This is a genomic window from Pseudarthrobacter sp. MOO14 (assembly GCF_058267675.1).
Genome location: NZ_CM177849.1, coordinates 505,366 through 531,520, shown reverse-complemented (window position 1 = coordinate 531,520; position 26,155 = coordinate 505,366). Strand labels below are relative to the sequence as shown.

Genomic DNA, 26,155 nt, shown 5'->3' with positions numbered 1-26,155 from the left:
CGTCCGCTTACGGGGCCATGGCAGAATGGCACCATGCGGCACACCCTTTCCCACCGGCAGTACAACCGGGCCGGTGCAGCGCTGGCGTGCGCCGTCCTGGCCACACTCTTGACAGGGTGCGTTGCCGGTCCTGCATCGAACGATCCCGCCATGGCCCAGCCCGGCAACCCGGCTCCGTCAGCTGCCGCCCAGGCCACGCAGGGACAGTCCGCGCGGCCCCAGGCCTCGGCGGCCACTGGTGAAAACAGCGGCGGGGCGCTCGCGGACACCTCCGGAGCTTCGTCGCAGGCCGCCGACGCCGCGGCCACCGAGACGGTGAAGCGGACGGTCACCGACGCCCTGACCAAGTTGGCCGCCGGTGCCCCCAAACCCGCCACGGGGCAGGTAAGCGACGCCCTGGCGGGAGCCGGCATTTCACCGGGCGTGCTCCAGGTCTCGCAAAGCCGCACGCCGACCGGGCTGGAAGCGGATGCCATCGAGGCGGCGGTGCTGCAAGGCAAGGACTGCGTGATCGGACAGGTCCGGGAAGGGGCCGTGACCGTCACCGTCCTGCCCGTCCTTGCCAGCGGGAAGTGCTTCGTCGGGTCCTGATCGATCCGAAGGATCCCTGCAAATGTGAGATCTGCCCGCCGACCCACTAGATTTGAGACCATGGCGGAATTTATCTACACAATGACCAAGGCCCGCAAGGCCGTTGGCGAAAAGCTCATCCTTGATGACGTAAGCATGTCCTTCTTCCCGGGTGCCAAGATTGGTGTTGTGGGCCCCAACGGTGCCGGTAAGTCCACCATTCTCAAGATCATGGCCGGGCTGGACACGCCCTCCAACGGTGAGGCCAGGCTCAGCCCCGGATACAGCGTGGGCATCCTGCTTCAGGAACCGCCGCTGAACGAGGAAAAGACCGTCCTGGGCAACGTCCAGGAAGGCGTTGGCGAGATCTACGGCAAGATCCAGCGCTTCAACGAGATCTCCGAGGAAATGGCCAACCCGGACGCCGACTACGACACCCTCCTCGAAGAGATGGGCAAACTGCAGGAAGCCATTGATGCCGCCGACGCCTGGGACCTCGACTCCCAGCTCGAACAGGCCATGGACGCCCTCCGCTGCCCGCCGGCCGACGCCGACGTTACCAACCTTTCCGGTGGTGAGCGCCGCCGCGTGGCACTGTGCAAGCTCCTGCTGCAGAAGCCGGACCTGCTGCTCCTCGACGAGCCCACCAACCACCTGGACGCCGAAAGCGTGCTGTGGCTCGAGCAGCACCTTTCGAGCTACCCGGGCGCCGTCCTCGCCGTCACCCACGACCGGTACTTCCTCGACCACGTGGCCGAGTGGATCGCCGAGGTGGACCGCGGACACCTCTACCCCTACGAAGGCAACTACTCCACCTACCTGGAGAAGAAGCGCGCCCGCCTTGAGATCCAGGGCAAGAAGGACGCCAAGCAGGCCAAGCGCCTCGCGGAGGAACTGGACTGGGTCCGCTCCAACGCCAAGGGCCGCCAGACCAAGTCGAAGGCGCGTCTGGCCCGGTACGAGGAAATGGCTGCGGAGGCCGACCGCACCCGCAAGCTTGACTTCGAAGAAATCCAGATCCCGCCGGGACCCCGCCTCGGCGGCGTGGTGCTGGAGGCAAAGAACCTCCAGAAGGGCTTCGAGGACCGGACCCTCATCGACGGGCTGTCCTTCAGCCTGCCGCGGAACGGCATCGTGGGCGTCATCGGCCCCAACGGTGTTGGCAAGACCACGCTGTTCAAGACCATCGTGGGCCTGGAACCGCTTGACGGCGGCGACCTGAAGATCGGCGAGTCGGTCAAGATCTCCTACGCGGACCAGAGCCGTGGCGGCATCGACCCCAACAAGACCCTGTGGGAGGTCGTGTCCGACGGGCTGGACTTCATCCAGGTCGGCAACGTGGAGATGCCCTCCCGCGCCTACGTTGCAGCATTCGGCTTCAAGGGCCCGGACCAGCAGAAAAAGGCCGGCGTCCTGTCCGGTGGTGAGCGGAACCGCTTGAACCTTGCCCTGACCCTGAAGCAGGGCGGCAACCTGCTGCTCCTTGACGAGCCCACCAACGACCTCGACGTCGAAACCCTCAGCAGCCTGGAAAACGCTCTGCTGGAGTTCCCCGGCTGCGCCGTCGTCGTTTCCCACGACCGGTGGTTCCTCGACCGGGTGGCCACCCACATCCTCGCCTACGAGGGTGACGAGGAAAACCCCTCGAAGTGGTACTGGTTCGAGGGCAACTTCGAATCCTACGAGGAGAACAAGGTCGAACGCCTCGGACCCGACGCTGCCAAGCCGCACCGTGTGACCCACCGCCGCCTCACCCGCGACTAAACCGCGGCCGACAAAGCGGCCTACCCACGAAGACATAAGGGCGGCACCCGAGAGGGTGCCGCCCTTATGTCGTCCAGGGATTCCCTATGACCCGGATTCGGGCGTTCCCGCCGTGTCGAGCGGGACCCGCACCATGCCCTCCTGGGCCACGGAGGCGACGTGCTGGCCTGCCCTGTTGAAGATCCTGCCGGTGGCCAGGCCGCGGGCGCCCTGGGCGCTGGGCGACTCCTGGACGTACAGCAGCCAGTCGTCCACCCGGGCGGGACGGTGCCACCACATGGCATGGTCCAGGCTGGCAACGTTCATCCCGGGGGTGATCCAGCTCAGTCCGTGCCTCCGGAGGATTGACTCGAGCAGGGTGTAGTCGCTGGCATAGGCCAGGGCCGCCCGGTGCAGGTTGGGGTCGTCCGGCACGGGACCGAGGGTCTTCATCCAAACGGCGTTGCGCGCCTCGCGCGGACCATTGGCCGAAACGTACAGGGCAGGGTCTACATGCCGGATGTCGAAGGGCCGCTCATACGCCCAATGCCGCGCCACCGGATGGTCGAACTTGCCCAGCAGGTCCGCAGTGCTGGGAAGCGACTCCGGATCCGGGATCCCGGCCGGCATGGCGGCCGCGTGTTCAATGCCCTCCGCTTCAACCTGGAAGGAAGCAATCATGGACAGGATCGGCACACCGTCCTGGTAGGCATGGACACGCCTGGCCGAAAACGACCTGCCGTCCCGCAACCGCTCCACACCGAACGTGATGGGCTTGTTGGCGTCGCCGGGCCGCAGGAAGTAGCCGTGCATGGAATGGACCAGCCGGTCCGGATCAACCGTCCTGGTGGAAGCAACAAGCGACTGCGCCAGCACTTGGCCGCCGAAGACCCTGTGATGCGGCTGCCGCTGGGAGGGGCCGAGGAAGATGTCCTCGTCCGTCCGGGCGCCTTCGAGATCACCAAGGTCCAGCAGTTCGATCAGCGATGAGGTGGGATCGCCGCTGGGGGGCGCCAGCAGTCCGGCTTCGGCTTCAGTCATGGTCCGACTCTAGACGGCGGCCGCGGAACCACTCAACCTGCCCGCAGCCGGTAGTGTTCTTGTTGTGTCTGATCTCCTCACTTCGTCCTTCCGTTTCGCCGATCCCAGGGATCTTGCGGACCTGAAGACGTTCGCCACCCGCGCCAAGGCAATTGACGACGGCGCCATCCGGCTCCAGGCCGCCGGCTCCGTCCTGGCGGCCTACGTGTGCGTCCTGCGGCCCCGGCTGCTTGGTGAATCGACCCCCACCATCCTGGGCCTGCGCACCATGGCGCTGGCGGAGCCGTCAGCGACAGACGTCACGGTGCCCCTGGCGGCCGTCCTGGACCGGCTTGCCCGCGCCGGCGCATCCGACGTCGACCTGCCGGTTCCGCCCACCACCGTCACCGAATCCTGGACCGGGGTAGGCGCCCCGCGTGGCGGATGGGAGCCGCTGGGCGCCATCAGCGACGCCCGCCTGCGGGAGGCCGCCGAGTCGGGCATCGGCGAAGTGGCGGGCATCGTGCCGGACAAGCCCGGCGCCCTGATCGTCAACAACGCCCGGGCTGCCGTGTGGGGACGCGAACTGGACCACTCCGGCCTGCCGGCCGGCGCAGCTTTCGCAGCACTTGCCCTGGGGTTCCTTGCCGACGGCGAACAGGCACTCTACCGTGCCGGCCGCTGGTTCAGGCTCAGTGGCCCGCGCGGGCACGTCCTGGCGCGCACCGGCAGCGGCCTCCTGTAAACCCGGGCTCCCGGCGGGCGGGCATCACGCGCCGGACGGACTGTTCACCATGGACAGGGCCGCACGCTCCATGTACTCCCACAGTGTTCCCTCATAGAGCGGCGGCAGGTCCAGGGTGTCCACTGCCGCGCGCATGTGGAACAGCCACCGGTCCTTTGCCTCCGGCGTGACCTTGAAGGGCATGTGCCGCATCCGCAGGCGCGGATGCCCGCGCTCCTCACCGTAGGTTGTGGGTCCGCCCCAGTACTGCTCAAGGAACATCAGGAACCGGCGCTTTGCCGGAGCCAGGTCTTCCTCCGGGTACATCGGCCGAAGCAGCGGATCGGCGGCGACCCCGTCGTAGAAAACATCAATGAGCTTCACGAACGTCTCGTGGCCGCCCACGGCTTCGTAGAAACTGTCGGTGTACGCCGGCTGGCTGAAGGGGTCGTTCTGCATCAGCTGGGGCCGCTGTGGCTGGAGGGGGCCCGGGACCCCGGGGCGTGGTTCGATGGGAAGAGTCATGCTACTCGCCGGCTTTCTGGTCAGTCTTTGGGGTCTCCACGTGGGCAGAGGCCTGGTCGGTGGTACCGTCCTCGGACTCATGCAGCGGAAGGTAACGGCCCTGCGAGCGGTTTCCCACGCGCAGGATCTCGCCATTGCGCAGGTACCAGATGGCGCCGTCGTCGGAGCGGACCCGCGTGATCCGGAGCCCCATGGACTCCACGACGCCCACCACCTCGCTGGTTTCGATGACATCGCCGATGCCGTACTGGTCCTCGATGGTGATGAAGATCCCGGCCAGGAAGTCGCGGATCAGCTGCTGGGCGCCAAAGCCGATGGCCACACCCAGGATTCCCACGCTGGTCAGCAGGGGAGCGATGTTGATGTCCAGGTTCTGCAGGACATACATGCCGGTGATGACTGCCACCAGGACCCCGACGATGCTGTTCAGCAGCGACCCGATGGTTTCCGCCCGCTGGACGCGCCGTTCGTGGTCCAGGGCCCTGAGGGCAGGTGCCACCCACTTGAACGTGGGTTTCTTGAAGAAATTGCTTCCGGACGCCACCCGCTTGGTGATGCGCGAGATGATGAAGGTGGCAACAAGCCAGACGCCGACACCGACACCGACGCTGATCACTATGCCCGGAACGCTGACGCCGCCGGGCTGGCTGGAGACCGGGGGAATGATGGACAACATACTGACCATGGGGGGAAATAGCTCCTTGGGGGTTTGCGCTGTTCTCTTTCAACCCTAGCGCCGTAGCGTGGAGCAATGCGCATCCTCATCCTGGGCGGTACGGCCTTCCTCTCCAAGCACATTGCCGCGCAGGCGTTGGCCGCGGGACACGCCGTCACCTGCCTGGCCCGGGGAACCGCGGGTGGACCGCCGCGGGGCACGGCATGGGTGCAGGCGGACCGGTCCGCCGGCGCTGCGGCATATGCCCAGGTGGAGGGCGAGTGGGATGCCGTGATCGAGGTGGCGCGGGACCCCGGACCTGCCCGCGGCGCACTCAAGGCGCTGGCCGCCCGGACGGGGCACTGGACCTTCGTTTCCAGCTGCTCGGCCTACGCGGACCATTCGGTTCCGGGCGCGGCGGAGGACGCACCCCTCCTGCCTCCGCTCGCTCCGGGGATCCCGTCCGCGCCGGAGAACTATGGAGAGTCCAAAGTGGCCATCGAGGCGGCCACCCTTGAGGCGACTGCCGGGAACGCCCATCTGTGCCGCGCCGGCCTGATCAGCGGCCCCGGCGACCCGTCCGACCGATACGGCTACTGGCCCGCGCGCTTCGCCCGTAACCAGGAGCCGGTACTGGTCCCGGATATTGCCGCCCATCCTACCCAGGCCATTGACGTCCGGGACCTGGCCGCCTGGATCCTGGCCGCGGCCGTACAGGGCACCACCGGTGCTTTGAACGCCTGTGGGGAAGAGGTGCCGTTCGGCGCCCTGGTGGATGCCTGCCGGGAGACAGGAGGCCACCAAGGTGCCCTGGCCCCTGCCGCCGAAGCGTGGCTGGTGGCGCAAGGGATCAACTACTGGTCAGGCCCGGACTCCCTGCCGCTCTGGCTCCCGCCCGGCCACGAGGGTTTCATGGCCCGGAGCAACCAGGCCGCCAGGGCCGCAAGAATGGTGCTGCGGCCCTGGCGGGAAACCCTGGCGGACACATTGGCCGACGAACGCGCCCGGGGGCTGGACCGGCCCCGCAAGGCAGGCCTGTCGCCCGAGGTGGAGCAGCGGCTGATCGCTATGCTCCACCAAGGCGGTGCCTAGCCTGCCACCGTAACGGGCTGGTGCCCCACCGGGAAGTTCACGCTCCGGGCAATGAAGCACACCTGGTTCGCCTCATGGTGCAGCCCGCCGGCCAGCTCAACCTGGCCGGCGTCGGCGACGGTGACCCTGGGGTGCAACGTCACTTGTTCGAACTGGCCGCTGCCGTCGCGGTTGAGCCGCATTACCCCGGAGGCCTCGTCCCGATAGTCAGTGACCACCACGCCATGCTTCACGGCCACGTGCAGGTAGGACAGCATGTGGCACTGTGCCAGGGCCGCCAGGAGGAGCTGTTCGGGGTTGTACCGTTCCCGGTCCCCATGGAATGTCGGGTCCGCCGAGCCCTTCAATACCGGCAGGCCCGGGATGAGCACGTCATGGTCCCGCGAGTAGCTCCGGTACGACGACGTGCCGCCACCCCGGTTGCCGGTCCACTGGACCGTCAGCGTGTAGGTGTGTTCGCCGATGCTCACCCCGCGCTGCCGTCCGGCAGCACGTCGGCTGCGCGGGCGCGCAGGGCCCGGGCCACGCCGTCGCGGTTTTCCAGCATCATCCGCCGCAGCGCGGCGCTTTCCGCGGGCAGCGACGCCAGGAAGGCGTCGGTCTGGTCGATGGTGGCCTGCGTGGTCAGCAGCGCCGGGTAGAGGCCGACGACGATCTGCTGGGCGAGTGCGTGGGTCCGGGTCGCCACGATGGCCGGCACCGCCGCGAAATACTTCTCCGCGTACGGCTCCAGCAGCGACCGGTCCCGGACCCGCATGAAGCCGGCCACGGCCGATCCCTGCAGGGCGTTGGACAGGTCACCCTTGACCACGATCGACTCCCAGGCGGCCGCTTTGGCCTCCGCCGTGGGAAGCGCGGCCTTTGCCAGGGCCGCGGCGTTCTGCCCGCTGGACGTGTTGTCCCGTTCCAGCTCGGCGTCGATGCCCTCCTGGCCCATCCGGCCGCCGGCCACCAAGGATGCCACGAGCTCCCACCGGAGGTCCTGGTCGACGGCCAGCCCGTCCAGGACCGCTGAGCCGTCCAGCAGGGCCGCTACCCGGTCGAGCTGGGACGCGCTGCCGGCAAGGAGGGCAAAGGACTTCACGAACTGCAGCTGCGCGTCGGAGCCGCCGGGGACTTCCGATGCCAGCTCCCACAACCTGTCTGCGGCTGCCACCATGGTGGCTTCGCGGTGTTCTTCCGTCACGTAGAAATTCAGGGTGGTGGCCAGCTGGCGGAGCTGGACCAGGATGACGGACGAATCGGTCTCCGCGGCCACATTGGCCAGGATCAGCTCCACGTACTTCCGTGCCGGGGCCTGGCCGTCCCGGGCCGCATCCCATGCCGAGTTCCAGACGAGGGTGCGGGGCAGGCTGGCCTCGAAGTCCTTGAGGTGTGCAGTGGCGGTGGCCAGGGATTTCGGGTCCAGCCGCACCTTGGCGTAGGCGAGGTCATCGTCGTTGACGAGGATCAGGTCCGGCTGCGCCAGGCCGGCCACGCCCGCCACCTCCGTGCGTTCGCCGTCGACATCCAGCTCCTCGCGGTGCACCCGCTCCAGCTTTCCGGCGTCGTTGAGGTTGTAGAACCCTACGGCAAGGCGGTGCGGCCGGAGGGTGGGCCACTCCGGAACGGCGGACTGCACGATCGCCAGGGACTTCAGCGTCCCGTCCTGGTCCACCTCCAGCTCGGGGGTGAGGGTGTTCACGCCCGCCGTCTCGAGCCACTGCCGGCCCCAGCCGTCAAGGTCGCGTCCGCTGGCCTTCTCCAGCTCCACCAGCAGGTCGCGCAGCTCGGTGTTGCGCCAGGAGTGCTTGGCGAAGTACTCCCGGACGCCGGCCATGAACTGTTCAGGACCCACCCAGGCCACCAGCTGCCGGAGCACCGAGGCGCCCTTGGCGTAGGTGATGCCGTCGAAGTTGACCTCGACATCCTGCAGGTCGTTGATCTCGGCGAAGATCGGGTGCGTGGTGGGCAGCTGGTCCTGGCGGTAGGCCCATGACTTCTCCACGGACGCGAACGTGGTCCAGGCACTGGTGAAGGACGTGGCCTCCACCGCGGCCAGGTGGGACATGTACTCCGCAAAGGACTCGTTGAGCCAGAGGTCGTTCCACCACCGCATGGTCACCAGGTCCCCGAACCACATGTGGGCCAGCTCGTGGAGCACCGTAATGGCGCGCCGCTCGATCTGCGCGCCGGTGACCTTGCTGCGGAAGACGTAGCCCTCCAGGATGGTCACCGCGCCGGCGTTTTCCATGGCGCCGGCATTGAATTCCGGCACGAACAGCTGGTCGTACTTCTCGAACGGGTAGGGGCAGCCGAACTGTGCTTCGAAGAACCCGAAGCCCTGCCGGGTCAGTTCGAAGATATTGTCCGCGTCCAGGTACTGCATGAGCGACTTCCGCGCGAACACGCCCAGCGGGATGACGCGTCCGTCCGAGCTGGCCACCTCGCTGCGGACGGACTGGTACGGTCCGGCGATCAGCGCGGTGACGTAGGACGACAGGCGCGGGGTGGGCGCAAAGGCCCATACGGACCTGGCTCCGCCGTCCTCTGCGGGCGGGGCCTGCACCGGCTCCGGGGTGGGGGAATTGGACACCACATCCCAGTGCGAGGGTGCCGTGACCGTAAACGCGAAGGTTGCCTTCAGGTCGGGCTGTTCGAAGACGGTGAACATGCGGCGCGAATCCGGAACCTCGAACTGGGTATAGAGATAGACCTCGTTGTCCACCGGATCCACGAACCGGTGCAGGCCTTCGCCGGTATTCATGTAGGGCATGTCAGCCACGACGGTCAGCTCGTTGTGCTCCTCCAGCCCGGGCAGTTGGATCCGCACGCCGTCGGACATGGTTGCGGGATCGAGGGCGCGGCCGTTCAGCGTCACGCTGTGCACGGTCCGGGTCACAGCATCAATGAAGCTGGACGATCCCGGCACGGCCGTGAATTTCACGGTGGTGGTGCTGCCAAAGACCTCTCCGCCCCGGGTCAGGTCGAGGCTGACATCGTAGGACTCGGCGGTGATCAGTTCGGCGCGCTCACGGGCTTCGGCGCGCGTCAGGTTCATACCTGGCAAAGGAGGGCCTCCAGAGAAGTTTCGGTTGCCGGCCGGTGGTCCCGGTTCCGGCACTGTGCTGCATTCTTTCATCCTTGCAGTCCTTGGCAAGTTGCCCGGGTCACAGCTTGCCCGGGTCACAGCGCGCCGCGGCCCCGGCCGCGTCATTTCCTCCCGGGGTTGCGGGGGTAGCGTTGGACGCATGGGAAAGCTGCTGGATTCGGTGGATGCCAAGGCGCTGCGCTTTGCCCTCGGGTTCCCCGTCGCGCTCGCCGCCGCCTTCGCCTTCTGCGCCTGGCTGCTCCGGCCTGACCTTCCAGACCCGCTCGCGGTGCGCTGGACGGCCGACGGCGGTGCCGCCTTCGCCCCATTCGGCGCCTATGTGGGCGCAGGGGCCGGGGCGATTGTGGTTGCCGGCTGGGTGGTCCTGCTGCAGGCGGTGCCCCTGGGCAGGCCCGTGCTGATGCGCCGGATCATGATGGGCACCGGCTTCTTCCTCAGCCTCTTTATCACCTCGGCCCTGGCGGCAGGCCTCATCGGCCAGGTGGGACTCGCTGACGCCCGGCAGTCACGCGTGGACATGACCGTCCTGGCGCTCGGGAGCGGCGCTGCTGTTTCCCTGGGCGTCACCATGGCCATGGTCTACAAGGCTGACCGGCAGTGGTCCCCGGACGACGACCGTGCCCTGCAAACCGCCATCGCCAGGGAAACGGACCCGGATCTCGCCTTGGACACCATCCGGTTGTGGGTGCACGCCCGGAGCTCGGTCTTCGTCATGATCGGCATCGCCACGCTGTTCCCGGCAGCGCTGCTCGCCGTCGTGCTGCCGTGGCTCGGGATCCTGCTGGTCCTCCTGGCCGCTGTCAGCACGGCGTTCCTGTTCGCCCGCGTCAAAGCTGACCGCGGCGGCCTGAAGGTCCTGCTTGCCGGAGTGGTACCTGTCATGGATGTCCCCGCCGGCGCCATTTCGGCCGCCAGCGCAGCCGAGGTGAGGGCCGCTGACTACGGCGGGTGGGGCTACCGGCACCATCGCGGCACCGCGGCGATGCTGGTCAGCAGCGGGCCCGCCGTCGTCGTGCGCAAGACGGACGGCCAGCGCCTGGCCGTAAGCGGCGGCACCCTGGACTCTGCGGCACGGCTGGCCGATGTCCTGACCAGGGTCGCGGCCAGGGCACGGCGCGGGGGCGGACCGCCGGCGGTTGGGCAGCCCGGGTCCTGACCCCGGAGCAGTCCTAGTATCCTTATCGGTGTTGTTCCGGCCCCCACCCGGCCGGCCGCCAGCCCACCGAACCGAACGGATCTTGCTCGTGACAACTTCCCCTGCCTTCCCGCGGGTCCACATCGCTACCGACCACGCCGGGATGGAGCTCAGTGCCCACCTGGTGTCCCACCTGACGGGCAAGGGGTACGAGGTGGTGGACCACGGGCCCAAGGTCTACGACGCCCAGGACGACTACCCCTCCTTCTGCATTAACGCCGCCCTCGCCGTGGTCGCCGACCAGCAGGCAGGCGTGCACGCCTTGGGCATCGTGCTGGGCGGTTCCGGAAACGGTGAGCAGATTGCCGCGAATAAGGTCAAGGGCGTACGTGCCGCCCTGGCGTGGAACCTTTCCACCGCCACCCTCGCCCGCGAGCACAACGACGCGAACGTGGTGGCGGTGGGCGGCCGCCAGCACTCGGTGGAAGAAGCCACCGAACTGATTGAGGCCTTCCTTGCCGAGCCGTTCAGCAACGATGAGCGCCATGTCCGCCGGATTGGCAAGATCGCAGCCTATGAGGCCACGGGCGAGGTCATCGAGTAGTGCCTGAGGGACATTCGGTCCGCAGGCTCGCCCGGCAGTTCGGAGACGTCTTCCTTGGCGAGACCCTGGCTGTTTCCAGCCCGCAGGGCAGGTTTGCCGGGGGAGCGGCCCTGCTTGACGGGCACGCCCTCGTCGCCGCCGAGGCACACGGCAAGCACCTGTTCCTCCACTTTGACAACGCGTTGGTACTGCACGTCCACCTCGGCCTGTACGGCGCCTGGAGCTTCGGCGGCGACAGAACTTTCGCCGGCGCCTCCAGTATTGGCGCGCCCCGCCGGGTGGGGGAGCGGGAAGCCTTTTCCGGCGGGGATGACGACGGCGGCGCAGCGTACGAGGGTCCGCCGCCACCGGTGGGGGCCGTCCGGGTCCGGCTGGCCGGGAGCCATGGCTGGGCGGATCTGCGCGGGGCAACCACCTGCGAAACCATTACCGCCGCGGAGGCGGACGCCGTCCTGGCCCGGCTCGGACCGGATCCGTTGCGGAACCTGCGGGGCGACGCGGGCCGGTTCGCGGCGAACCTTCGGGCCCGGAAGACGCCGCTGGCTGCGCTGCTGATGGACCAGAAGATCATTGCCGGGGTAGGCAACGTCTACCGCGCCGAAGTTCTGTTCCGGCGCCGGCTGGATCCGTGGCTTCCCGGCGGCGCCGTCGCGGACGGCGATGCCCGGAAGCTGTGGCGTGACGTCGTCGCCGTCATGGCCGACGGCGTCGCTGACGGGCGGATCATCACCACGCCGCCAAAGTACTGGAAACTCAACGGAACCACGGCGGCCAAGGCCGCTGCGGCCGGGAATCCCGTGCCGCCCAAGGGCGCGCACTTCCCCGCCCGCGAGGACGTCCACTTCGTCTACAAGCGGCAGGGCCTGCCCTGCAGGGTGTGCCGGACCACCGTGCTCGTCACCGACCTCGTGGGGCGAAACCTCTACTGGTGCCCCTCCTGCCAGCGGCCGGCCGAGTAGGAAAAACGAAGAAGGCCCCTCCATGGAGGGGCCTTCTTGTATTTATGGAGGGGACGACGGGAATCGAACCCGCGTAATCAGTTTGGAAGACTGAGGCTTTACCATTAAGCTACGTCCCCGAAGGAAGATCCGCTTTTCGCGGAAACTCCGGGCTGGCTGTTGAAGCCGGATACAACTAAACCTAATCCATGGCCTACGTGTCAAATGTGCATTCGCGACGCGTATCACCGTAGACTTGCCTGTGCACTTACGGGGTGTAGCTCAGCTTGGCTAGAGCGCCTGCTTTGGGAGCAGGAAGTCGCAGGTTCAAATCCTGTCACCCCGACTCTGCGGCCAGGACCAGCAGGCCTGGACATCCAACGCGTTTTGCAGAAACCCATCCCACAACCCAGGAGTACTTAGACCGTGAAGAGCGCTGTCGAGAACCTCACCCCCACGCGGGTCAAGCTCAATGTTGAGGTCCCCTTTGAGGAACTGAAGCCCAGCATCGACTCGGCCTACAAGACCGTTGCCTCGCAGATCCAGGTCCCCGGGTTCCGCAAGGGCAAGGTTCCCGCCAAGCTCATCGACCAGCGCGTCGGCCGCGGCTACGTCCTGGAGACCGCCATCAACGATGGCCTCAACGGCTGGTACCAGGCTGCCGTGCAGGAATCCGGCATCCGCCCCCTGAGCCGTCCGGAGGTGGAGATCACCGAGGTGCCCGATCCTTCCGCAACCGATGGCGGCCTGAAGTTCGCCGCTGAGGTTGACGTCCGCCCCGAAATCGAACTCCCGGATTACTCCGGCATCGAGGTCCAGGTCGCCGCCGCGGAATCCTCCGAGGCTGACGTGGACAAGGCCCTGGACGAGCTGCGCGGCCGCTTTGGCACGCTCAAGTCCGTTGACCGTCCGGCCGCCGACGGCGACTTCCTGACCATCGACATCACCGCCACGATCGACGGCGAAGAGGTTGACTCCGCTGCCGGCCTGTCCTACCAGGTGGGTGCCGGCACCATGCTCGAGGGCATGGACGAGGCCGTCACCGGGCTCAGCGCGGATGAGGACGCCATTTTCGACACCACCCTGGTGGGTGGCGACCACGCCGGCGAAGCCGCCCAGGTCAAGGTCGTCGTGAAGGCCGTCAAGGAGCGTGAACTGCCGGAGGCGAACGATGATTTCGCCCAGCTGGCCTCCGAATTCGACACCCTTGCCGAGCTCCGCGAGGACCTCGCCAAGCAGGCTGCCGACTCCAAGATCGTCGAGCAGGGCGTCGAAGCCCGCGACAAGGTCCTCGACAAGCTCGTCGAGCTGGTTGAGGTCCCCGTTCCCGATTCGGTGGTCGAAGAGCAGCTTGAAGCCCACTTCCAGGAGGGCAACGGCCACGGCGACGGCGAACACGACACCGAAGAGCACCGCGAAGAGGTCCGCGCCAACACGGCCCGCGCCTTCCAGAACGAAATCATCCTCGACGCCATCGCGGAGAAGGAAGAAGTCAACGTCAGCCAGAACGAGCTGATCGACTACATCGTCACCACCGCCAGCCAGTACGGCATGGACCCCAACCAGTTCGCCCAGATCATCGATCAGAGCGGCCAGGTCCCCATGATGGTCTCCGAGGTCCGCCGCCGCAAGGCACTGGCCGTCGTCCTGGGCCAGGCCACGGTGACCGACACTGAGGGCAACGCAGTCGACCTGAGCGACTTCGTCCGCCCCGGCGGCGAGGAAGTTCCTGCTGCGGAAGCCACTGAAGCTGACGCCACCGACGCGGCGGAAACCGAAACTGCCGAGGCAGCGGAAACCACTGCCGAGGCCAAGGCATAGTCCTTCCCAGCCGCAGCGAACGGCCCCTGGATCCTTCCGATCCGGGGGCCGTTCGCGTTGGGCGGCAAACCGGAGCGGGGCGCTGTCCGCCGATCGTGCGCCGTCAGCGAACAGCAGTCAGTGCGCGAACAAATCATCCGGGAAACCGGTTAGTGTCCAAGTAGTGATTTTCAGTGATGTCACCGTCACCAGTGAGAGGTAAATAAACATGTCACAGCACTCAGAGGCCCCCCGGATGGCGACCGTCGATCCTGCAGCCCAGGACAACTACATTTACAACCGCCTCCTCAAGGAGCGGATCATCTGGCTGGGCTCGGAGGTGCGTGACGATAACGCCAACGCAATCTGCTCGCAGCTGCTGCTCTTGTCCGCGGAGAATCCCGAAAAGGACATCTACCTCTACATCAACTCGCCCGGCGGATCCGTGACGGCAGGCATGGCCATCTACGACACCATGCAGTTCATTCCCAACGACGTCGTCACCGTGGCCACCGGCCTGGCAGCCTCCATGGGCCAGTTCCTGCTGTCCTCCGGCACCAAGGGCAAGCGCTACGCCACGCCGAACGCACGCGTGCTGATGCACCAGCCCTCCGGCGGCATCGGCGGCACCGCCTCGGACATCAAGATCCAGGCCGAGCTCATCCTGCACATGAAGAAGGTCATGGCGGAACTGACTGCCGAGCAGACGGGCCAGACCGTGGAGACCATCCTCAAGGACAACGACCGCGACAAGTGGTTCACCGCCACCGAAGCCCTTGAATACGGTTTCTTCGACAAGATCGCCGCGCACGCCGGGTCGGTTTCCGGCGGCGGCGGAACGTCCAACGGATCCTCCGGCGAATCAGCCCCGCAGAACTAACCGGCATCCAGAACCCCTTCGATCAGGAGTAAACACAATGAACTACAACTTTGGGTGGTCCGCCGGGAATCTTCCGTCCAGCCGCTACGTCCTGCCGCAGTTCGAGGAACGCACGCCCTACGGCTTCAAGCGCCAGGACCCCTACACGAAGCTCTTTGAGGACCGCATCATCTTCCTCGGCGTGCAGGTGGACGACGCATCTGCCGACGACATCATGGCGCAGCTGCTGGTGCTGGAGTCCACCGATCCGGACCGTGACATCACCTTGTACATCAACTCTCCGGGTGGCTCGTTCACGGCCATGACTGCCATCTACGACACCATGCAGTACATCCGTCCCGAGATCCAGACGGTCTGCCTGGGCCAGGCCGCCAGTGCGGCGGCCGTTCTGCTGGCCGCCGGTACCCCCGGCAAGCGGCTGGCACTGCCCAATGCCCGCGTCCTGATCCACCAGCCGGCGCTCTCCGGCGGCCAGGGCGGCCAGGCCTCCGACCTTGAGATCCAGGCGGCAGAGGTCATGCGGATGCGCTCCTGGCTGGAGGACACCTTGGCCCACCACTCCGGACGCACGTCGGAGCAGGTCAACAACGACATTGAGCGCGACAAGATCCTGACGGCCGCTGAAGCGCAGGCCTACGGCCTGATCGACCAGGTGCTCGATTCCCGCAAGATCAAACCGCAGGCGATCACGCGGTAGCAGTGCCATTAGCCGGTGCGGCCAAGTTCATTTGGCCGCACCGGCCTTTTCATTCCACCCTTGGCGTCGAATGTGACCTAGAGTGGAAGATGTCACAAACCGGTCCCCGCTGGCCGGAAGAGATTTTTCAGCAACGGCGCAGGGCTGCCTGGCAGCAGGATACTAAGGGGTTCACATATGGCTCGGATTGGCGAGAGCACTGATCTGCTGAAGTGCTCTTTCTGCGGAAAGAGCCAAAAGCAGGTCCGCAAGCTCATTGCCGGGCCCGGTGTCTACATCTGCGATGAATGCATCGAGTTGTGCAACGAAATCATTGAAGAGGAACTCGCCGAAGTCGCGGACCTGGGCAGCTTCGAACTTCCAAAACCGCGGGAGATCTTCGACTTCCTGCAGGAATACGTCATAGGCCAGGAGCCCGCCAAGCGTTCCCTCGCCGTCGCGGTCTACAACCACTACAAGCGCATCCAGGCCGGGCACGCGCCCAAGTCCGGGAGCCTCGGCGACGCCGGGCACCATGACGACGTCGAGATCGCCAAATCCAACATCCTCCTCATCGGTCCCACCGGCTGCGGCAAGACCTACCTTGCCCAAACCCTGGCCAGGCGCCTGAATGTTCCGTTCGCCGTGGCAGATGCCACCGCTTTGACGGAGGCGGGTTACGTCGGCGAGGACGTCGAGAACATCCTGCTTAAGCTCATCCAGGCTGCGGACTACGACGTCAAGAAGGCCGAGCAGGGCATCATCTACATCGATGAGATCGACAAGATCTCGCGGAAGAGCGAAAACCCTTCCATCACCCGGGACGTGTCCGGCGAGGGCGTCCAGCAGGCACTCCTGAAGATCCTGGAAGGCACGGTGGCGTCGGTCCCGCCGCAGGGCGGCCGGAAGCATCCGCACCAGGAATTTATCCAGATCGACACCACGAACGTCCTGTTCATCGTGGCCGGTGCCTTCGCCGGGTTGGAAGAGATCATCGGCTCGCGCTCCGGGCGCAAGGGCATCGGGTTCGGCGCCCCGCTCAACGAGGCCAGCAAGAAGGTCGACTCATACGGCGAAGTCATGCCGGAGGACCTGTTGAAGTTTGGCCTGATCCCCGAATTCATCGGCAGGCTTCCTGTCATCACCACCGTCTCCAACCTGGATCGTGACGCCTTGATCCAGATCCTGTCCACGCCAAAGAATGCCTTGGTGAAGCAGTACCAGAAGATGTTCCAGATTGATGGCGTGGAACTGGTGTTCGACGACACCGCCCTGGACGCCATCGCGGAGCAGGCCCTTGAGCGCGGCACCGGTGCCCGCGGCCTTCGCGCCATCCTGGAGGAAGTCCTGCTTCCGGTGATGTTCGATCTGCCAAGCCGCGAGGACGTTGCCAGCGTGGTCATCACCGAGGATGTGGTGCTGCGGGGCGCCGAACCCACCCTGATTCCGCACGCGGCCAAGCGCCGCAAGTCTGCCTGACCGAGAGGATTTTCGTGACTGCACCCGCCAAGAACAAAGCCGATTTCTGGTTCGACCCCCTGTGCCCGTTCGCGTGGATTACGTCCCGCTGGATTGGCGAGGTGGAGGCCGTCCGTGACATCGAGACCGAATGGCACGTCATGAGCCTGGCCGTCCTGAACGAGGGCCGCGATCTTGAGCCGGCCTACCGGGAATCCATGGACAACGCCTGGGGTATGGTCCGCGTGATCATCGCGGCCCGCGAAGGGCACGGCCCGCAGGTCATCAAGCCGCTGTACGACGCCATGGGAACCCTGATCCACGAGCGTGGGGAGAAGGACCGGTCGGAGGTCATTGCCAAGGCCCTCGCCGAATGCGGCCTCCCAGAGTCCCTCGCCGAGGCCGCGGCCACTGACGCTTTTGACGCTGAGCTCCGGGCCAGCCACGAGGAAGGTATCTCCCTGGTGGGCCAGGACGTTGGGACGCCGGTGGTGGCCTTCAACGGAACAGCCTTTTTCGGCCCCGTCCTGACCCGCATTCCGCGCGGCGAGGTTGCCGGGCAGCTGTGGGATGCCACCACCGCGATCGCCGGCTATCCTCACTTCTTCGAGCTGAAGCGCAGCCGCACTGAGAGCCCCGAGTTCGACTAGAACCCGGTTCGATTGCATGCCAAGGGCCCCGGGGGAACTACATGACAGTAGTTCCGCCGGGGCCCTTGCACGTGGCCCGGCACGGGAGAACAATGGTTCTTACCCACTTCGAAAGAAGCGGGACGCAGGAACCAAAGATTCAGTGATATGCAATTTCGACGCAGCCATCGGCAAAGTCGAATGCAAGCTGCCAGTGACGGAGCAGTAAGACCTGGAAACTCAGCGGATCCTGCCAGACCATCGGACAAACGTCACCAGATGGCCGAAAAGTCGAAGCCCCACCAACGGCAAAACGCTGATGGGGCTTCCCCTTTGCCCTGGAACCAGGGCGGCCTGACGGGACCGGGTGTCAGGCCTTGGCGGGCTCGTCGCTCGCGGCGAGGGCAACGTCGGTGACCGCAAGATCCCCGTCACCCACCACCAGGGTAATTTCGCGGGCGTTTGATGCCGCCTTCAAATCCGCCAGCCCGGCCCGCAGCTGTGCCGTCAGGGCCTCAGTTGCGGTGATCGTGGCAGACAGCACCTCGGTCCGCTGCTTGACCTTCGCCTCGGATTTGGCCTTGCGGACTCCGCTGAGGGCAATCCCCACCGTGGCCAGCATGGTGGTGTCACCGCCGGGAATCTCCAGCGCCGACGGCCATGCTGCGCGGTGGACTGAGCCGCTGCGCCACCAACTCCAGACTTCCTCCGTGGCGAACGGGAGGAAGGGGGCAAAGAGCCGCAGCAGGGCGTCCAGGGTGGTTGCCAAAGCGGCCAGCACCGACGCCTGCTCTGATTCGCCGGCGGCACCGTAGGCGCGGTCCTTGATCAGTTCCACGTAATCGTCCGTGAACTGCCAGAAGAACGATTCCGTGAGTTGCAGGGCCCGGGCATAGTCGTAGTTCTCAAACGCCTTGGTGGACTGGGCAACGACGTCGGCAAGTTGCGCCAGCAGTGCGCGGTCCAAGGGGTTGGTCAACACCGAAAGATCGTCAGAGAGGACAGAGTTTTCGGTGGCGCCCAGGTTCAGCACGAACTTGGAGGCGTTGAGCAGTTTGATGGCCAGGCGCCGGCCGATCTTCATCTGCGCAATCTCATAGGCGGTATCGGCCCCGAGGCGCGCAGAGGCGGCCCAGTAACGGACCGCATCCGAGCCGTACTCATTCAGCACATCCGTGGGGACAACGACGTTGCCCTTGGACTTGGACATCTTCTTGCGGTCCGGGTCCAGGATCCAGCCGGAGATGGCCGCGTGCTTCCAGGGCGCACTCTCCTGGAGGGCGTCGGCGCGGACCACAGAGGAAAACAGCCAGGTGCGGATGATGTCATGGCCCTGGGGGCGGAGGTCGAACGGGTACACCTTCGCGAAGAGGTCCTCGTTGCGGCTCCAGCCGCCCACGATCTGCGGGGTCAGGGATGACGTGGCCCAGGTGTCCAGGACGTCGGCATCTCCGGTAAAGCCGTTTGCCTGGTCGCGCTGCGTCTCGTCGAAGCCGGGCGCGGCGTCCGCTGCCGGATCCACGGGGAGCATGTCGTCCGAGGGGAGGATGGGGTGGTCGTAATCCGGGTTGCCCTGCCCGTCCAGCGGGTACCAAACCGGAATGGGCACGCCGAAGAACCGCTGCCGGGAGACCAGCCAGTCGCCGTTCAACCCGGCGATCCAGTTCTCGTAGCGGGACCGCATGAACGAGGGGTGGAAGTCGATCTCCTTGCCGCGGCCGATCAGGCGTTCGCGGCGGTCCTCGTCGCGGCCGCCGTTGCGGATGTACCACTGGCGTGAGGTCACAACCTCGAGCGGCTTGTCGCCCTTCTCGAAGAAGTTCACCGGGTGGGTGATCTTCTTCGGCTCACCGTCCAGCAGGCCGGCTTCCTTGAGCAGTTCCACCACGGCCTCCTTCGCGGAGAACGCCGTCTTGCCGGCAATGGCCGCGTACGCCTCCTTGCCGGACTCGCTGGTGATCCACTCGGGGGTTTCGCCGATGATGCGGCCGTCACGGCCCATGATGGCGCGCGTGGGCAACTGCAGTTCGCGCCACCAGGTGACGTCGGTAAGGTCGCCGAAGGTACAGACCATGGCGATACCCGAGCCCTTGTCCGCCTTTGCCAGCGGGTGGGCCTTGACCTCCAGTTCGACGCCGAACAGCGGCGACGTCACGGTCTTGCCGAACAGCGGCTGGTACCGCTCGTCGTCGGGGTTTGCCACCAGCGCGGCGCACGCGGCCAGCAATTCCGGACGTGTGGTCTCGATGAAGATCTTTTCGCCGTCTTCGGTGAAAAAGGGGTAGCGGTAGTACGCGCCGGGAACCTCGCGGTCCTCCAGCTCTGCCTGCGCCACCGCCGTGCGGAACGTCACGTCCCACAGGGTCGGGGCCTCGGCCATGTAGGCGTCGCCGGCGGCCAGGTTGGCCAGGAAAGCGCGCTGTGACACGGCACGGGAGGTGTCATCGATGGTGCGGTACGTCAGGTCCCAGTCGACGGACAGGCCCAGGGTCTGGAACAGGTTCTCGAAGACCTTCTCGTCCTCAACAGCCAGTTCCTCGCAGAGTTCGATGAAGTTCTGCCGGGACACGACGTCGAAATCGCGCTGGTTCTTGGCTGGCTGGGCCGGTGGCCGGTAGTCGGCGTTGTACGGAACAGCGGGGTCGCACCGCACGCCGTAGTAGTTCTGCACGCGCCGCTCGGTGGGCAGGCCGTTATCGTCCCAGCCCATGGGGTAGAAGACGTTCTTGCCCGTCATGCGCATGTAGCGCGCCTGGACGTCCGTCTGGGTGAAGGAGAACATGTGCCCCACATGCAGGGAACCCGACGCGGTGGGCGGGGGAGTATCGATCGAGTAGACCTGCTCCCGGGTGGTGTCGGGGTTGAACTTGTAGGTTCCTTCGGACAGCCAGCGCTGGGTGAGCGTGGCTTCCAGGCCTTCGAGGGCCGGCTTGTCCGGAACGTTGATGGGGGCGGTGGTGGGCGTGTCTGTACCCTGCGTGTCTTCAGCCATTGGGCAATTCTTTCATGCCCGCTTCAATCCCACCCAACCAACGCCGGGCCGCCCGGTCCCGTTAGGGTGGTGCCATGACTGAGGACTTGCAGAAAAAGGCAGCATTGGTGACCGGAGCGAGCAGCGGAATCGGGGAAGCATCCGTCCGTGCCCTGCGCGCAGAAGGCTGGACAGTCTTCGCCGTCGCGCGCCGGGCAGACCGCCTCGCCACCCTGGCGGGTGAGACAGGCGCCATGGCCATCCCGGCCGATATCGCAGAGGACGACGACGTGTCCCGGCTTCTTGCCCGGGTCACCGATGCGGGCGGCATCGATACGCTCATCAACATCGCCGGCGGCGCCCGCGGCGCCGACAGGGTAGGAGATGCCAGCACGGAGGACTGGGAGTGGATGTTCCGGGTCAACGTCCTGGGAACCATGAAGCTGACCCGCGCTTTCCTGCCGATGCTCCGCGCCACCGGCCGGGGCACCGTGCTCAACCTGACGTCGACGGCGGGACTGGACGCCTATGAGGGCGGCGGCGGCTACAACGCGGCCAAGTTCGGCCAGCACGCCATGACCAATGCCCTCCGCCTGGAGGAAGCGGAGCACAACCTGCGCGTCATTGAGGTGGCGCCGGGCCTGGTGCAGACCGAGGAATTCGCGCTTAATCGGCTGGGCGATGCGCAGGCCGCCGGGAAGGTCTACCAGGGGGTGGAAAAGCCGCTGACCGCGGCGGACGTCGCGGACGTGGTCCGATACGCCGTCTCCGCCCCGCACCATGTCAACCTGGACCAAATCGTTGTCCGGCCTGTGGCGCAGGCCGCGACACACAAATTGATCAGGAAGGGCTAGGAGCCCCCGACGTGCAGGGTGGCAACCACCGCCGCATGGTCGGTGCCCGGAACCGGCTGGACTGAATAGTTCGTGGCTCTGATGTCCGGGCTGGTCACCACATGGTCCAACGTGATCCCGGGCAGCCGGTAGTCGCGCATCGGCCAGGTGGGCACGAGCCTCGTTCCCAGCGAGGCGGCCACGTCCACGAGGCTTCGGGTCCGGCCGGTTCCTGCCAGCAGCGACCGGAATTCGTGATGGTCGCAGGTGGCGTTGAAGTCGCCGGCCAGCAGCAGCGGTCCGGAGCCGGTGTCCACCCTCCCCACGGCCGAGAGGTCGCTGCGCCATTGCCTGACGGCCGCGCCTACGGGCGCCAAGGTGTGAACGGCCACCACCCGCAGGGCCGTCCCGCTGTCATCGGCCAGTTCGAGGCTGGCCACGGGCATGGTGAATTGGGTGCCGGGCAGCACTCCGGACTCTTTGAGCTTGTAGGTGGAATAGATGGCGGCGCCGCCTGCGCCCTCCCTGGCGTGGGCAACGCGGTGGGGGAGCAGCTGGTCCAAGCCGGCCGCCGTCAGCCTCCGTGCCAGCGCGGGCGTGTACTCCTCCACGGCCAACAGGTCCACGCGCCGGTCACGGACCATCCCCACGATGCTGGGTGCGTCCGCACCGCCCAGTTCTGCGTTAATGGTCATGGCTACCAGCGTGACCGGCGCTGCGGCCTCGACCGCAGGCTCCCTGATGTCCAGTGGAACAAGCCACAAAACCTGGACCCCCAGCAGGATGGCTGCCACAGCCTGCTGCCAGCGGCGCCGCCCCGCGAAAGCCAAGGCAAGTGCTGCGGCGCCCGGGACTGCGAGCCACGGAGTGAAGGCCACCAGTTGCACCCCAAGCACCGGCCAATCGGCTGGTATTGCACGGAGGGCTGTTCCCGCCGCCACAGGCAGGACCGCTGGAAGAAACAGCCACCTGCACACCGCAGCCGCCCGCGCGCCGGGGGAAGAACCTTTCGATGCTGTCATGGGGCGAGTCTAGGCACCCCATGCCCCGGGTGTGATCGTGTTGGACATGGAGGTGGGCTGGCCGATCCTGCGATGCCGGCCAAATCACCCACCAGCGGCAACCGGATGCAGCCGATGGCACCGTGCCGCCACCCCGGCCTTCGGAATGGCACTGGACGCGGCGGAAATAGTAGACTGGCCAGTGGCTATGACCCGGCAATCACCGGTGAGCTTCCGGAAGAACACGCTGCCGCCCGTCAACGGCGGCCGCGCCAGTAGAACCGGACGGGTAAGCCCGTCACAGCAGTCAACGAGAGGCCGGTGCGGCGCCCGTTCCGCGAGGGACACGCAGTGCCGGTAAGTGAGGTGGTACCGCGGTGAGCGTGCAGTCCCAGGACGGCACGGACGCCGTCCTCGCATCCTGAACGGAACAGCCGGCCCGCGCCGGAGGTTCACCGCGCCCAACCCAGGATGTCGAACATGACGTTTTACCCCAAGGCCTCAGCCTCCAGCACCCCAGCCAGCGGCAATGCCGGCGTTTCCGCCTCCGTGAAGTTTCCGGAGATCGAAGAGCGCATCCTGAAGTACTGGGACCAGGACGGAACGTTCCAGGCCAGCATCGACCAGCGCAGCGCGGATACCCCCGGCGGCGAGCCGGGCAGCAATGAATTCGTGTTCTACGACGGCCCGCCGTTCGCCAACGGCCTGCCGCACTACGGCCACCTCCTCACCGGTTACGCCAAGGACCTCGTGGGCCGCTACCAGACCCAGCGCGGGCGCCGCGTCGAGCGCCGCTTCGGCTGGGACACGCACGGACTGCCCGCCGAGCTCGAAGCCATGAAGCAGCTGGGCATGACGGACAAGACCCAGATCGAAGCCATGGGCATCGACAAGTTCAACGACGCCTGCCGGGCATCCGTCATGAAGTACGCCGACGAATGGCGCAGCTACGTCACCCGCCAGGCACGCTGGGTGGACTTCGACAACGACTACAAGACCCTGAACGTCGAGTACATGGAGTCGGTGCTCTGGGCCTTCAAGCAGCTGCACGACAAGGGCCTGACCTACAACGGCTACCGCGTCCTGCCGTACTGCTGGAAGGACGAGACCCCACTGTCCAACCACGAGCTGCGCATGGACGACGACGTCTACAAGAACCGCCAGGACCAGACGGTCACCGTCACGTTCCCCATCCTGGCCGGCGACTCCGCGCTGTCCAAGCAGCTCGACGGCGTCCAGGCCCTCGCCTGGACCACCACGCCCTGGACGCTGCCCACCAACGCCGCGCTCGCCGTCGGCCCCGCCATCACCTACGCGGTGCTCCCCGCCGGACCCAACGGCGTCAAGGCTGCCTCGGCCGAGGCCCCGGTGACGGGCAGCTTCCTGCTGGCGGCAGACCTGCTGGGCAACTACGCCAAGGACCTCGGATACGGCAGCTTCGAGGACGCCGAAGCGGCGGTCGTTTCCACCCACACCGGTGCCGAACTGGAAGGCCTGGAGTACCGGCGGCTCTGGGACGACTTCGCCGACAACGAAAAGTACGGCATGGAGAACGCCTGGCGCTTCCTGGTGGCCGACTACGTCACCACCACGGACGGTACCGGCATCGTGCACCAGGCTCCGGCCTACGGCGAGGACGACCAGAAGGTCTGCGAGGAAGCCGGCATCCCGGTGGTGCTCTCCGTTGACGAGGGCGCAAAGTTCCTGCCCCTGTTCAAGCACGGCGACCTCCACGACATTGCCGGACTGCAGGTCTTCGAGGCCAACAAGCCCATCACCCAGGTGCTCCGCGCCCAGGGCCGGCTGGTCCGCCAGGCGAGCTACGAGCACAGCTACCCGCACTGCTGGCGCTGCCGTAACCCGCTGATCTACCGGGCCGTGTCCTCCTGGTACGTCGAGGTCACCAAGTTCAAGGACCGGATGTCCGAACTGAACCAGGAGATCAACTGGATCCCCGGCAACGTCAAGGACGGCCAGTTCGGCAAGTGGCTGGACAACGCCCGTGACTGGTCCATCAGCCGCAACCGCTACTGGGGCAGCCCCATCCCGGTGTGGCAGTCCACGGATCCCGACTACCCGCGCACCGACGTCTACGGTTCCCTCGCCGAACTCGAAGCGGACTTCGGCCGCCTGCCCCTGAACAAGGACGGCCAGGTGGACCTCCACCGCCCGTTCATCGACGAGCTCACCCGGCCCAATCCGGACGATCCCCGCACCCCGGAAGAGGGCCAGTCCGTGATGCGCCGGGTCGAGGACGTCCTGGACGTCTGGTTCGACTCCGGCTCCATGCCCTACGGCCAGGTCCACTACCCGTTCGAGAACGAAGCCTGGTTCAACACGCACAACCCGGCAGACTTCATCGTGGAGTACATCGGACAGACCCGCGGCTGGTTCTACATGCTGCACATCCTCTCCACGGCGCTGTTCGACCGCCCGGCGTTCCGGAACGTCATCAGCCACGGCATCGTGCTGGGCTCCGACGGGCAGAAGATGTCCAAGAGCCTGCGCAATTACCCGGATGTCTCCGAAGTGCTGGACCGCGACGGCTCCGACGCCATGCGCTGGTTCCTGATGTCCAGCCCCATCCTCCGCGGCGGCAACCTGATCGTCACGGAGCAAGGCATCCGCGACGGCGTCCGCCAGGTCATCCTGCCGCTCTGGAACGTGTACAGCTTCTTCACGCTCTACACCAACGCCGCGGACGGCGGCCGGGGTTACGACGCCACGCTGCGCTACGACGGCTACGCGGACACCCTGGACCAGTACCTGCTGGCCAACACCGGCGACCTGGTCCGGAACATGACGGCCCAGCTGGACTCTTATGACATCTCCGGTGCCTGCGACTCGCTGCGCAGTTACCTGGACATGCTCACCAACTGGTACGTCCGCCGCAGCCGGCAGCGGTTCTTTGATGAGGACAAGGACGCCTTCGACGCCCTGTACACGGCCCTCGAGACCGTCACCCGTGCCGCGGCGCCCCTGCTGCCGCTGGTGTCCGAGGAAATCTGGCGCGGCCTGACCGGCGGCCGGTCCGTGCACCTGGCAGACTGGCCGGACGCGGGCCTCTTCCCCGCAAACCCCTCCCTCGTCGAAGCCATGGACCGGGTCCAGCAGATCTGCTCGACAGGATCCTCGCTCCGCAAGGCAGCCAACCTGCGCGTCCGGCTGCCCCTGCAGGAGCTCACCGTGGTGGCACCGGGTGCCGGTGCGCTGGACGGTTTCGCCGCCGTCGTCGCCGATGAACTCAACTTGCGCGCAGTCCGCCTGCTCGACGCCGAGAACGCGTCCCCGGAGGAATTCGGCATACAGCAGAAGCTGGTAGTCAACGCCCGCGCCGCCGGCCCGCGGCTGGGCAAGAACGTCCAGGCCGCGATCAAGGGCGCCAAGTCCGGCGATTGGTCAGTGGACGACGACGGTGTGGTCACCGCGGGCGGGTTGCGCCTGGAGCCCCAGGAGTACAACTTGGAGACCGTCGTGGCGGATTCCGATGGCGGTGACGGCGGTTCCAAGGCCGTGGCCGTGCTGCCCGGTGGCGGCTTCGTGGTGCTGAACACCGAAGTGACCCCTGAACTTGAGGCCGAAGGCCTGGCCCGCGACATGGTCCGCGCCATCCAGCAGGCCCGCAAGGATGCCGGACTCAATGTCAGCGACCGGATCCGCACCACGGTAACCGCCGCGCAGAACGTCGTGGCCGCCCTGCTGGCGAACGCCGAACTGGTCAAGGGCGAGACCCTGACCGTTGACCTGGCTGCCGAACCGGCAGACGTGGACGAACCCGCCGTCGTGGTGGAAAAAGTGGAGGCCTAGGAC

General features: G+C 66.4%; 21 protein-coding genes and 2 tRNA genes. 15 read left to right on the top strand and 8 right to left on the bottom strand.

The genetic code is table 11. The features are described from left to right. The first annotated feature begins 33 nt into the window (after window positions 1-33). Entirely contained in the window at window positions 34-591 is a 558-nt protein-coding gene (locus tag AC4EEV_RS02435; RefSeq protein ID WP_491330068.1) for a DUF6993 domain-containing protein, read from the top strand. Window positions 592-651: 60 nt separating this feature from the next. After that, window positions 652-2,334, top strand: a complete 1,683-nt coding sequence (ettA, locus tag AC4EEV_RS02430; RefSeq protein WP_018761593.1) for an energy-dependent translational throttle protein EttA — start codon at window positions 652-654, stop codon at window positions 2,332-2,334. A gap of 84 nt (window positions 2,335-2,418) precedes the next feature. Here the strand turns inward: ettA and AC4EEV_RS02425 are convergent, their stop codons facing one another. Next, entirely contained in the window at window positions 2,419-3,354 is a 936-nt protein-coding gene (locus tag AC4EEV_RS02425) for an acyl-CoA thioesterase (RefSeq protein WP_133831679.1), read from the bottom strand. A gap of 64 nt (window positions 3,355-3,418) precedes the next feature. Between AC4EEV_RS02425 and AC4EEV_RS02420 the strand changes: the two genes are divergently transcribed. Beyond that, complete coding sequence (locus AC4EEV_RS02420; RefSeq protein ID WP_018761591.1) at window positions 3,419-4,078, top strand: DUF8185 domain-containing protein; 660 nt, start codon at window positions 3,419-3,421, stop codon at window positions 4,076-4,078. Window positions 4,079-4,102: 24 nt separating this feature from the next. Here AC4EEV_RS02420 and AC4EEV_RS02415 read toward each other — a convergent pair whose 3' ends face one another. Next, window positions 4,103-4,582, bottom strand: a complete 480-nt coding sequence (locus AC4EEV_RS02415) for a globin (protein WP_133831677.1) — start codon at window positions 4,580-4,582, stop codon at window positions 4,103-4,105. A gap of 1 nt (window position 4,583) precedes the next feature. Next, window positions 4,584-5,267: a mechanosensitive ion channel family protein gene (locus AC4EEV_RS02410; protein ID WP_018761589.1), complete on the bottom strand. Its 684-nt coding sequence runs from the start codon at window positions 5,265-5,267 to the stop codon at window positions 4,584-4,586. 66 nt (window positions 5,268-5,333) lie between these two features. Here AC4EEV_RS02410 and AC4EEV_RS02405 point away from each other — a divergent pair, with 66 nt between their 5' ends. Beyond that, window positions 5,334-6,329 carry an NAD-dependent epimerase/dehydratase family protein gene (locus tag AC4EEV_RS02405; RefSeq protein ID WP_491330067.1) on the top strand — a complete coding sequence of 332 codons (996 nt, stop codon included), beginning with the start codon at window positions 5,334-5,336 and terminating at the stop codon, window positions 6,327-6,329. Here the strand turns inward: AC4EEV_RS02405 and AC4EEV_RS02400 are convergent. Both AC4EEV_RS02400 and pepN read right to left on the bottom strand, forming a co-directional pair. Next, complete coding sequence (locus AC4EEV_RS02400) at window positions 6,326-6,799, bottom strand: OsmC family protein (protein ID WP_491330066.1); 474 nt, start codon at window positions 6,797-6,799, stop codon at window positions 6,326-6,328. The genes AC4EEV_RS02405 and AC4EEV_RS02400 overlap by 4 nt on opposite strands. Beyond that, on the bottom strand, window positions 6,796-9,369 hold the full coding sequence (gene pepN, locus AC4EEV_RS02395; RefSeq protein WP_491330836.1) for an aminopeptidase N: 2,574 nt from the start codon (window positions 9,367-9,369) through the stop codon (window positions 6,796-6,798). Before pepN ends, AC4EEV_RS02400 begins: the two co-directional genes overlap by 4 nt. A 190-nt stretch (window positions 9,370-9,559) precedes the next feature. Between pepN and AC4EEV_RS02390 the strand changes: the two genes are divergently transcribed. The 3 genes from AC4EEV_RS02390 to AC4EEV_RS02380 all read left to right on the top strand — a co-directional run bounded on the left by AC4EEV_RS02390 (window position 9,560) and on the right by AC4EEV_RS02380 (window position 12,118). Beyond that, window positions 9,560-10,576 (top strand): hypothetical protein, encoded by a 1,017-nt coding sequence (locus AC4EEV_RS02390; RefSeq protein ID WP_133831674.1) that lies wholly within the window; start codon window positions 9,560-9,562, stop codon window positions 10,574-10,576. 88 nt (window positions 10,577-10,664) lie between these two features. Next, window positions 10,665-11,159, top strand: coding sequence for a ribose-5-phosphate isomerase (locus AC4EEV_RS02385; RefSeq protein WP_018761584.1), 495 nt, complete (start codon window positions 10,665-10,667; stop codon window positions 11,157-11,159). Next, complete coding sequence (locus AC4EEV_RS02380) at window positions 11,159-12,118, top strand: Fpg/Nei family DNA glycosylase (RefSeq protein ID WP_491330065.1); 960 nt, start codon at window positions 11,159-11,161, stop codon at window positions 12,116-12,118. Before AC4EEV_RS02385 ends, AC4EEV_RS02380 begins: the two co-directional genes overlap by 1 nt. Before the next feature lie 45 nt (window positions 12,119-12,163). Here AC4EEV_RS02380 and AC4EEV_RS02375 read toward each other — a convergent pair. Further along, window positions 12,164-12,237: transfer RNA gene (locus tag AC4EEV_RS02375), tRNA-Gly, on the bottom strand. A 131-nt stretch (window positions 12,238-12,368) separates the two neighbouring features. Between AC4EEV_RS02375 and AC4EEV_RS02370 the strand changes: the two genes are divergently transcribed. The 6 genes from AC4EEV_RS02370 (at window position 12,369) to AC4EEV_RS02345 (ending at window position 17,561) form a co-directional block, all read left to right on the top strand. After that, window positions 12,369-12,443, top strand: a tRNA-Pro gene (locus AC4EEV_RS02370). Window positions 12,444-12,523: 80 nt separating this feature from the next. Continuing rightward, window positions 12,524-13,918, top strand: coding sequence for a trigger factor (gene tig / locus AC4EEV_RS02365; protein ID WP_018761582.1), 1,395 nt, complete (start codon window positions 12,524-12,526; stop codon window positions 13,916-13,918). Between the two features lie 235 nt (window positions 13,919-14,153). Continuing rightward, complete coding sequence (locus AC4EEV_RS02360; RefSeq protein WP_491330835.1) at window positions 14,154-14,777, top strand: ATP-dependent Clp protease proteolytic subunit; 624 nt, start codon at window positions 14,154-14,156, stop codon at window positions 14,775-14,777. A 37-nt stretch (window positions 14,778-14,814) separates the two neighbouring features. Next, window positions 14,815-15,474: an ATP-dependent Clp protease proteolytic subunit gene (locus tag AC4EEV_RS02355; protein WP_018761580.1), complete on the top strand. Its 660-nt coding sequence runs from the start codon at window positions 14,815-14,817 to the stop codon at window positions 15,472-15,474. 177 nt (window positions 15,475-15,651) lie between these two features. Next, window positions 15,652-16,932, top strand: a complete 1,281-nt coding sequence (gene clpX / locus AC4EEV_RS02350; protein ID WP_018761579.1) for an ATP-dependent Clp protease ATP-binding subunit ClpX — start codon at window positions 15,652-15,654, stop codon at window positions 16,930-16,932. A gap of 14 nt (window positions 16,933-16,946) precedes the next feature. Further along, a complete protein-coding gene (locus AC4EEV_RS02345; RefSeq protein WP_285317905.1) occupies window positions 16,947-17,561 on the top strand; it encodes a mycothiol-dependent nitroreductase Rv2466c family protein in 615 nt (204 codons plus the stop codon). Between the two features lie 349 nt (window positions 17,562-17,910). On the opposite strand, the gene valS is transcribed toward AC4EEV_RS02345, so the two are convergent. Next, entirely contained in the window at window positions 17,911-20,532 is a 2,622-nt protein-coding gene (gene valS / locus AC4EEV_RS02340) for a valine--tRNA ligase (protein WP_133831670.1), read from the bottom strand. A gap of 74 nt (window positions 20,533-20,606) precedes the next feature. On the opposite strand from valS, the gene AC4EEV_RS02335 reads away from it, so the two are divergent. Beyond that, entirely contained in the window at window positions 20,607-21,365 is a 759-nt protein-coding gene (locus AC4EEV_RS02335) for an SDR family oxidoreductase (protein WP_018761576.1), read from the top strand. On the opposite strand, the gene AC4EEV_RS02330 is transcribed toward AC4EEV_RS02335, so the two are convergent. After that, on the bottom strand, window positions 21,362-22,366 hold the full coding sequence (locus AC4EEV_RS02330; RefSeq protein ID WP_026264537.1) for an endonuclease/exonuclease/phosphatase family protein: 1,005 nt from the start codon (window positions 22,364-22,366) through the stop codon (window positions 21,362-21,364). The two genes, AC4EEV_RS02335 and AC4EEV_RS02330, sit on opposite strands and share 4 nt — an antisense overlap. A 459-nt stretch (window positions 22,367-22,825) precedes the next feature. Between AC4EEV_RS02330 and ileS the strand changes: the two genes are divergently transcribed. Then, window positions 22,826-26,152, top strand: a complete 3,327-nt coding sequence (ileS, locus tag AC4EEV_RS02325; RefSeq protein WP_491330064.1) for an isoleucine--tRNA ligase — start codon at window positions 22,826-22,828, stop codon at window positions 26,150-26,152. The last annotated feature ends 3 nt before the right edge of the window (window positions 26,153-26,155 follow it).

Excerpts from the sequence above, each read along its gene's own strand:
- ileS (WP_491330064.1), top strand. The coding sequence starts at position 22,826 with ATGACGTTTTACCCCAAGGCCTCAGCCTCCAGCACCCCAGCCAGCGGC.
- ettA (WP_018761593.1), top strand. The coding sequence starts at position 652 with ATGGCGGAATTTATCTACACAATGACCAAGGCCCGCAAGGCCGTTGGC.
- AC4EEV_RS02410 (WP_018761589.1), bottom strand. The coding sequence starts at position 5,267 with ATGGTCAGTATGTTGTCCATCATTCCCCCGGTCTCCAGCCAGCCCGGC.
- AC4EEV_RS02415 (WP_133831677.1), bottom strand. The coding sequence starts at position 4,582 with ATGACTCTTCCCATCGAACCACGCCCCGGGGTCCCGGGCCCCCTCCAG.
- AC4EEV_RS02390 (WP_133831674.1), top strand. The coding sequence starts at position 9,560 with ATGGGAAAGCTGCTGGATTCGGTGGATGCCAAGGCGCTGCGCTTTGCC.
- pepN (WP_491330836.1), bottom strand. The coding sequence starts at position 9,369 with ATGAACCTGACGCGCGCCGAAGCCCGTGAGCGCGCCGAACTGATCACC.
- AC4EEV_RS02360 (WP_491330835.1), top strand. The coding sequence starts at position 14,154 with ATGGCGACCGTCGATCCTGCAGCCCAGGACAACTACATTTACAACCGC.
- AC4EEV_RS02405 (WP_491330067.1), top strand. The coding sequence starts at position 5,334 with ATGCGCATCCTCATCCTGGGCGGTACGGCCTTCCTCTCCAAGCACATT.
- AC4EEV_RS02435 (WP_491330068.1), top strand. The coding sequence starts at position 34 with ATGCGGCACACCCTTTCCCACCGGCAGTACAACCGGGCCGGTGCAGCG.
- valS (WP_133831670.1), bottom strand. The coding sequence starts at position 20,532 with ATGGCTGAAGACACGCAGGGTACAGACACGCCCACCACCGCCCCCATC.
- AC4EEV_RS02335 (WP_018761576.1), top strand. The coding sequence starts at position 20,607 with ATGACTGAGGACTTGCAGAAAAAGGCAGCATTGGTGACCGGAGCGAGC.
- AC4EEV_RS02330 (WP_026264537.1), bottom strand. The coding sequence starts at position 22,366 with ATGACAGCATCGAAAGGTTCTTCCCCCGGCGCGCGGGCGGCTGCGGTG.
- AC4EEV_RS02425 (WP_133831679.1), bottom strand. The coding sequence starts at position 3,354 with ATGACTGAAGCCGAAGCCGGACTGCTGGCGCCCCCCAGCGGCGATCCC.
- clpX (WP_018761579.1), top strand. The coding sequence starts at position 15,652 with ATGGCTCGGATTGGCGAGAGCACTGATCTGCTGAAGTGCTCTTTCTGC.
- AC4EEV_RS02355 (WP_018761580.1), top strand. The coding sequence starts at position 14,815 with ATGAACTACAACTTTGGGTGGTCCGCCGGGAATCTTCCGTCCAGCCGC.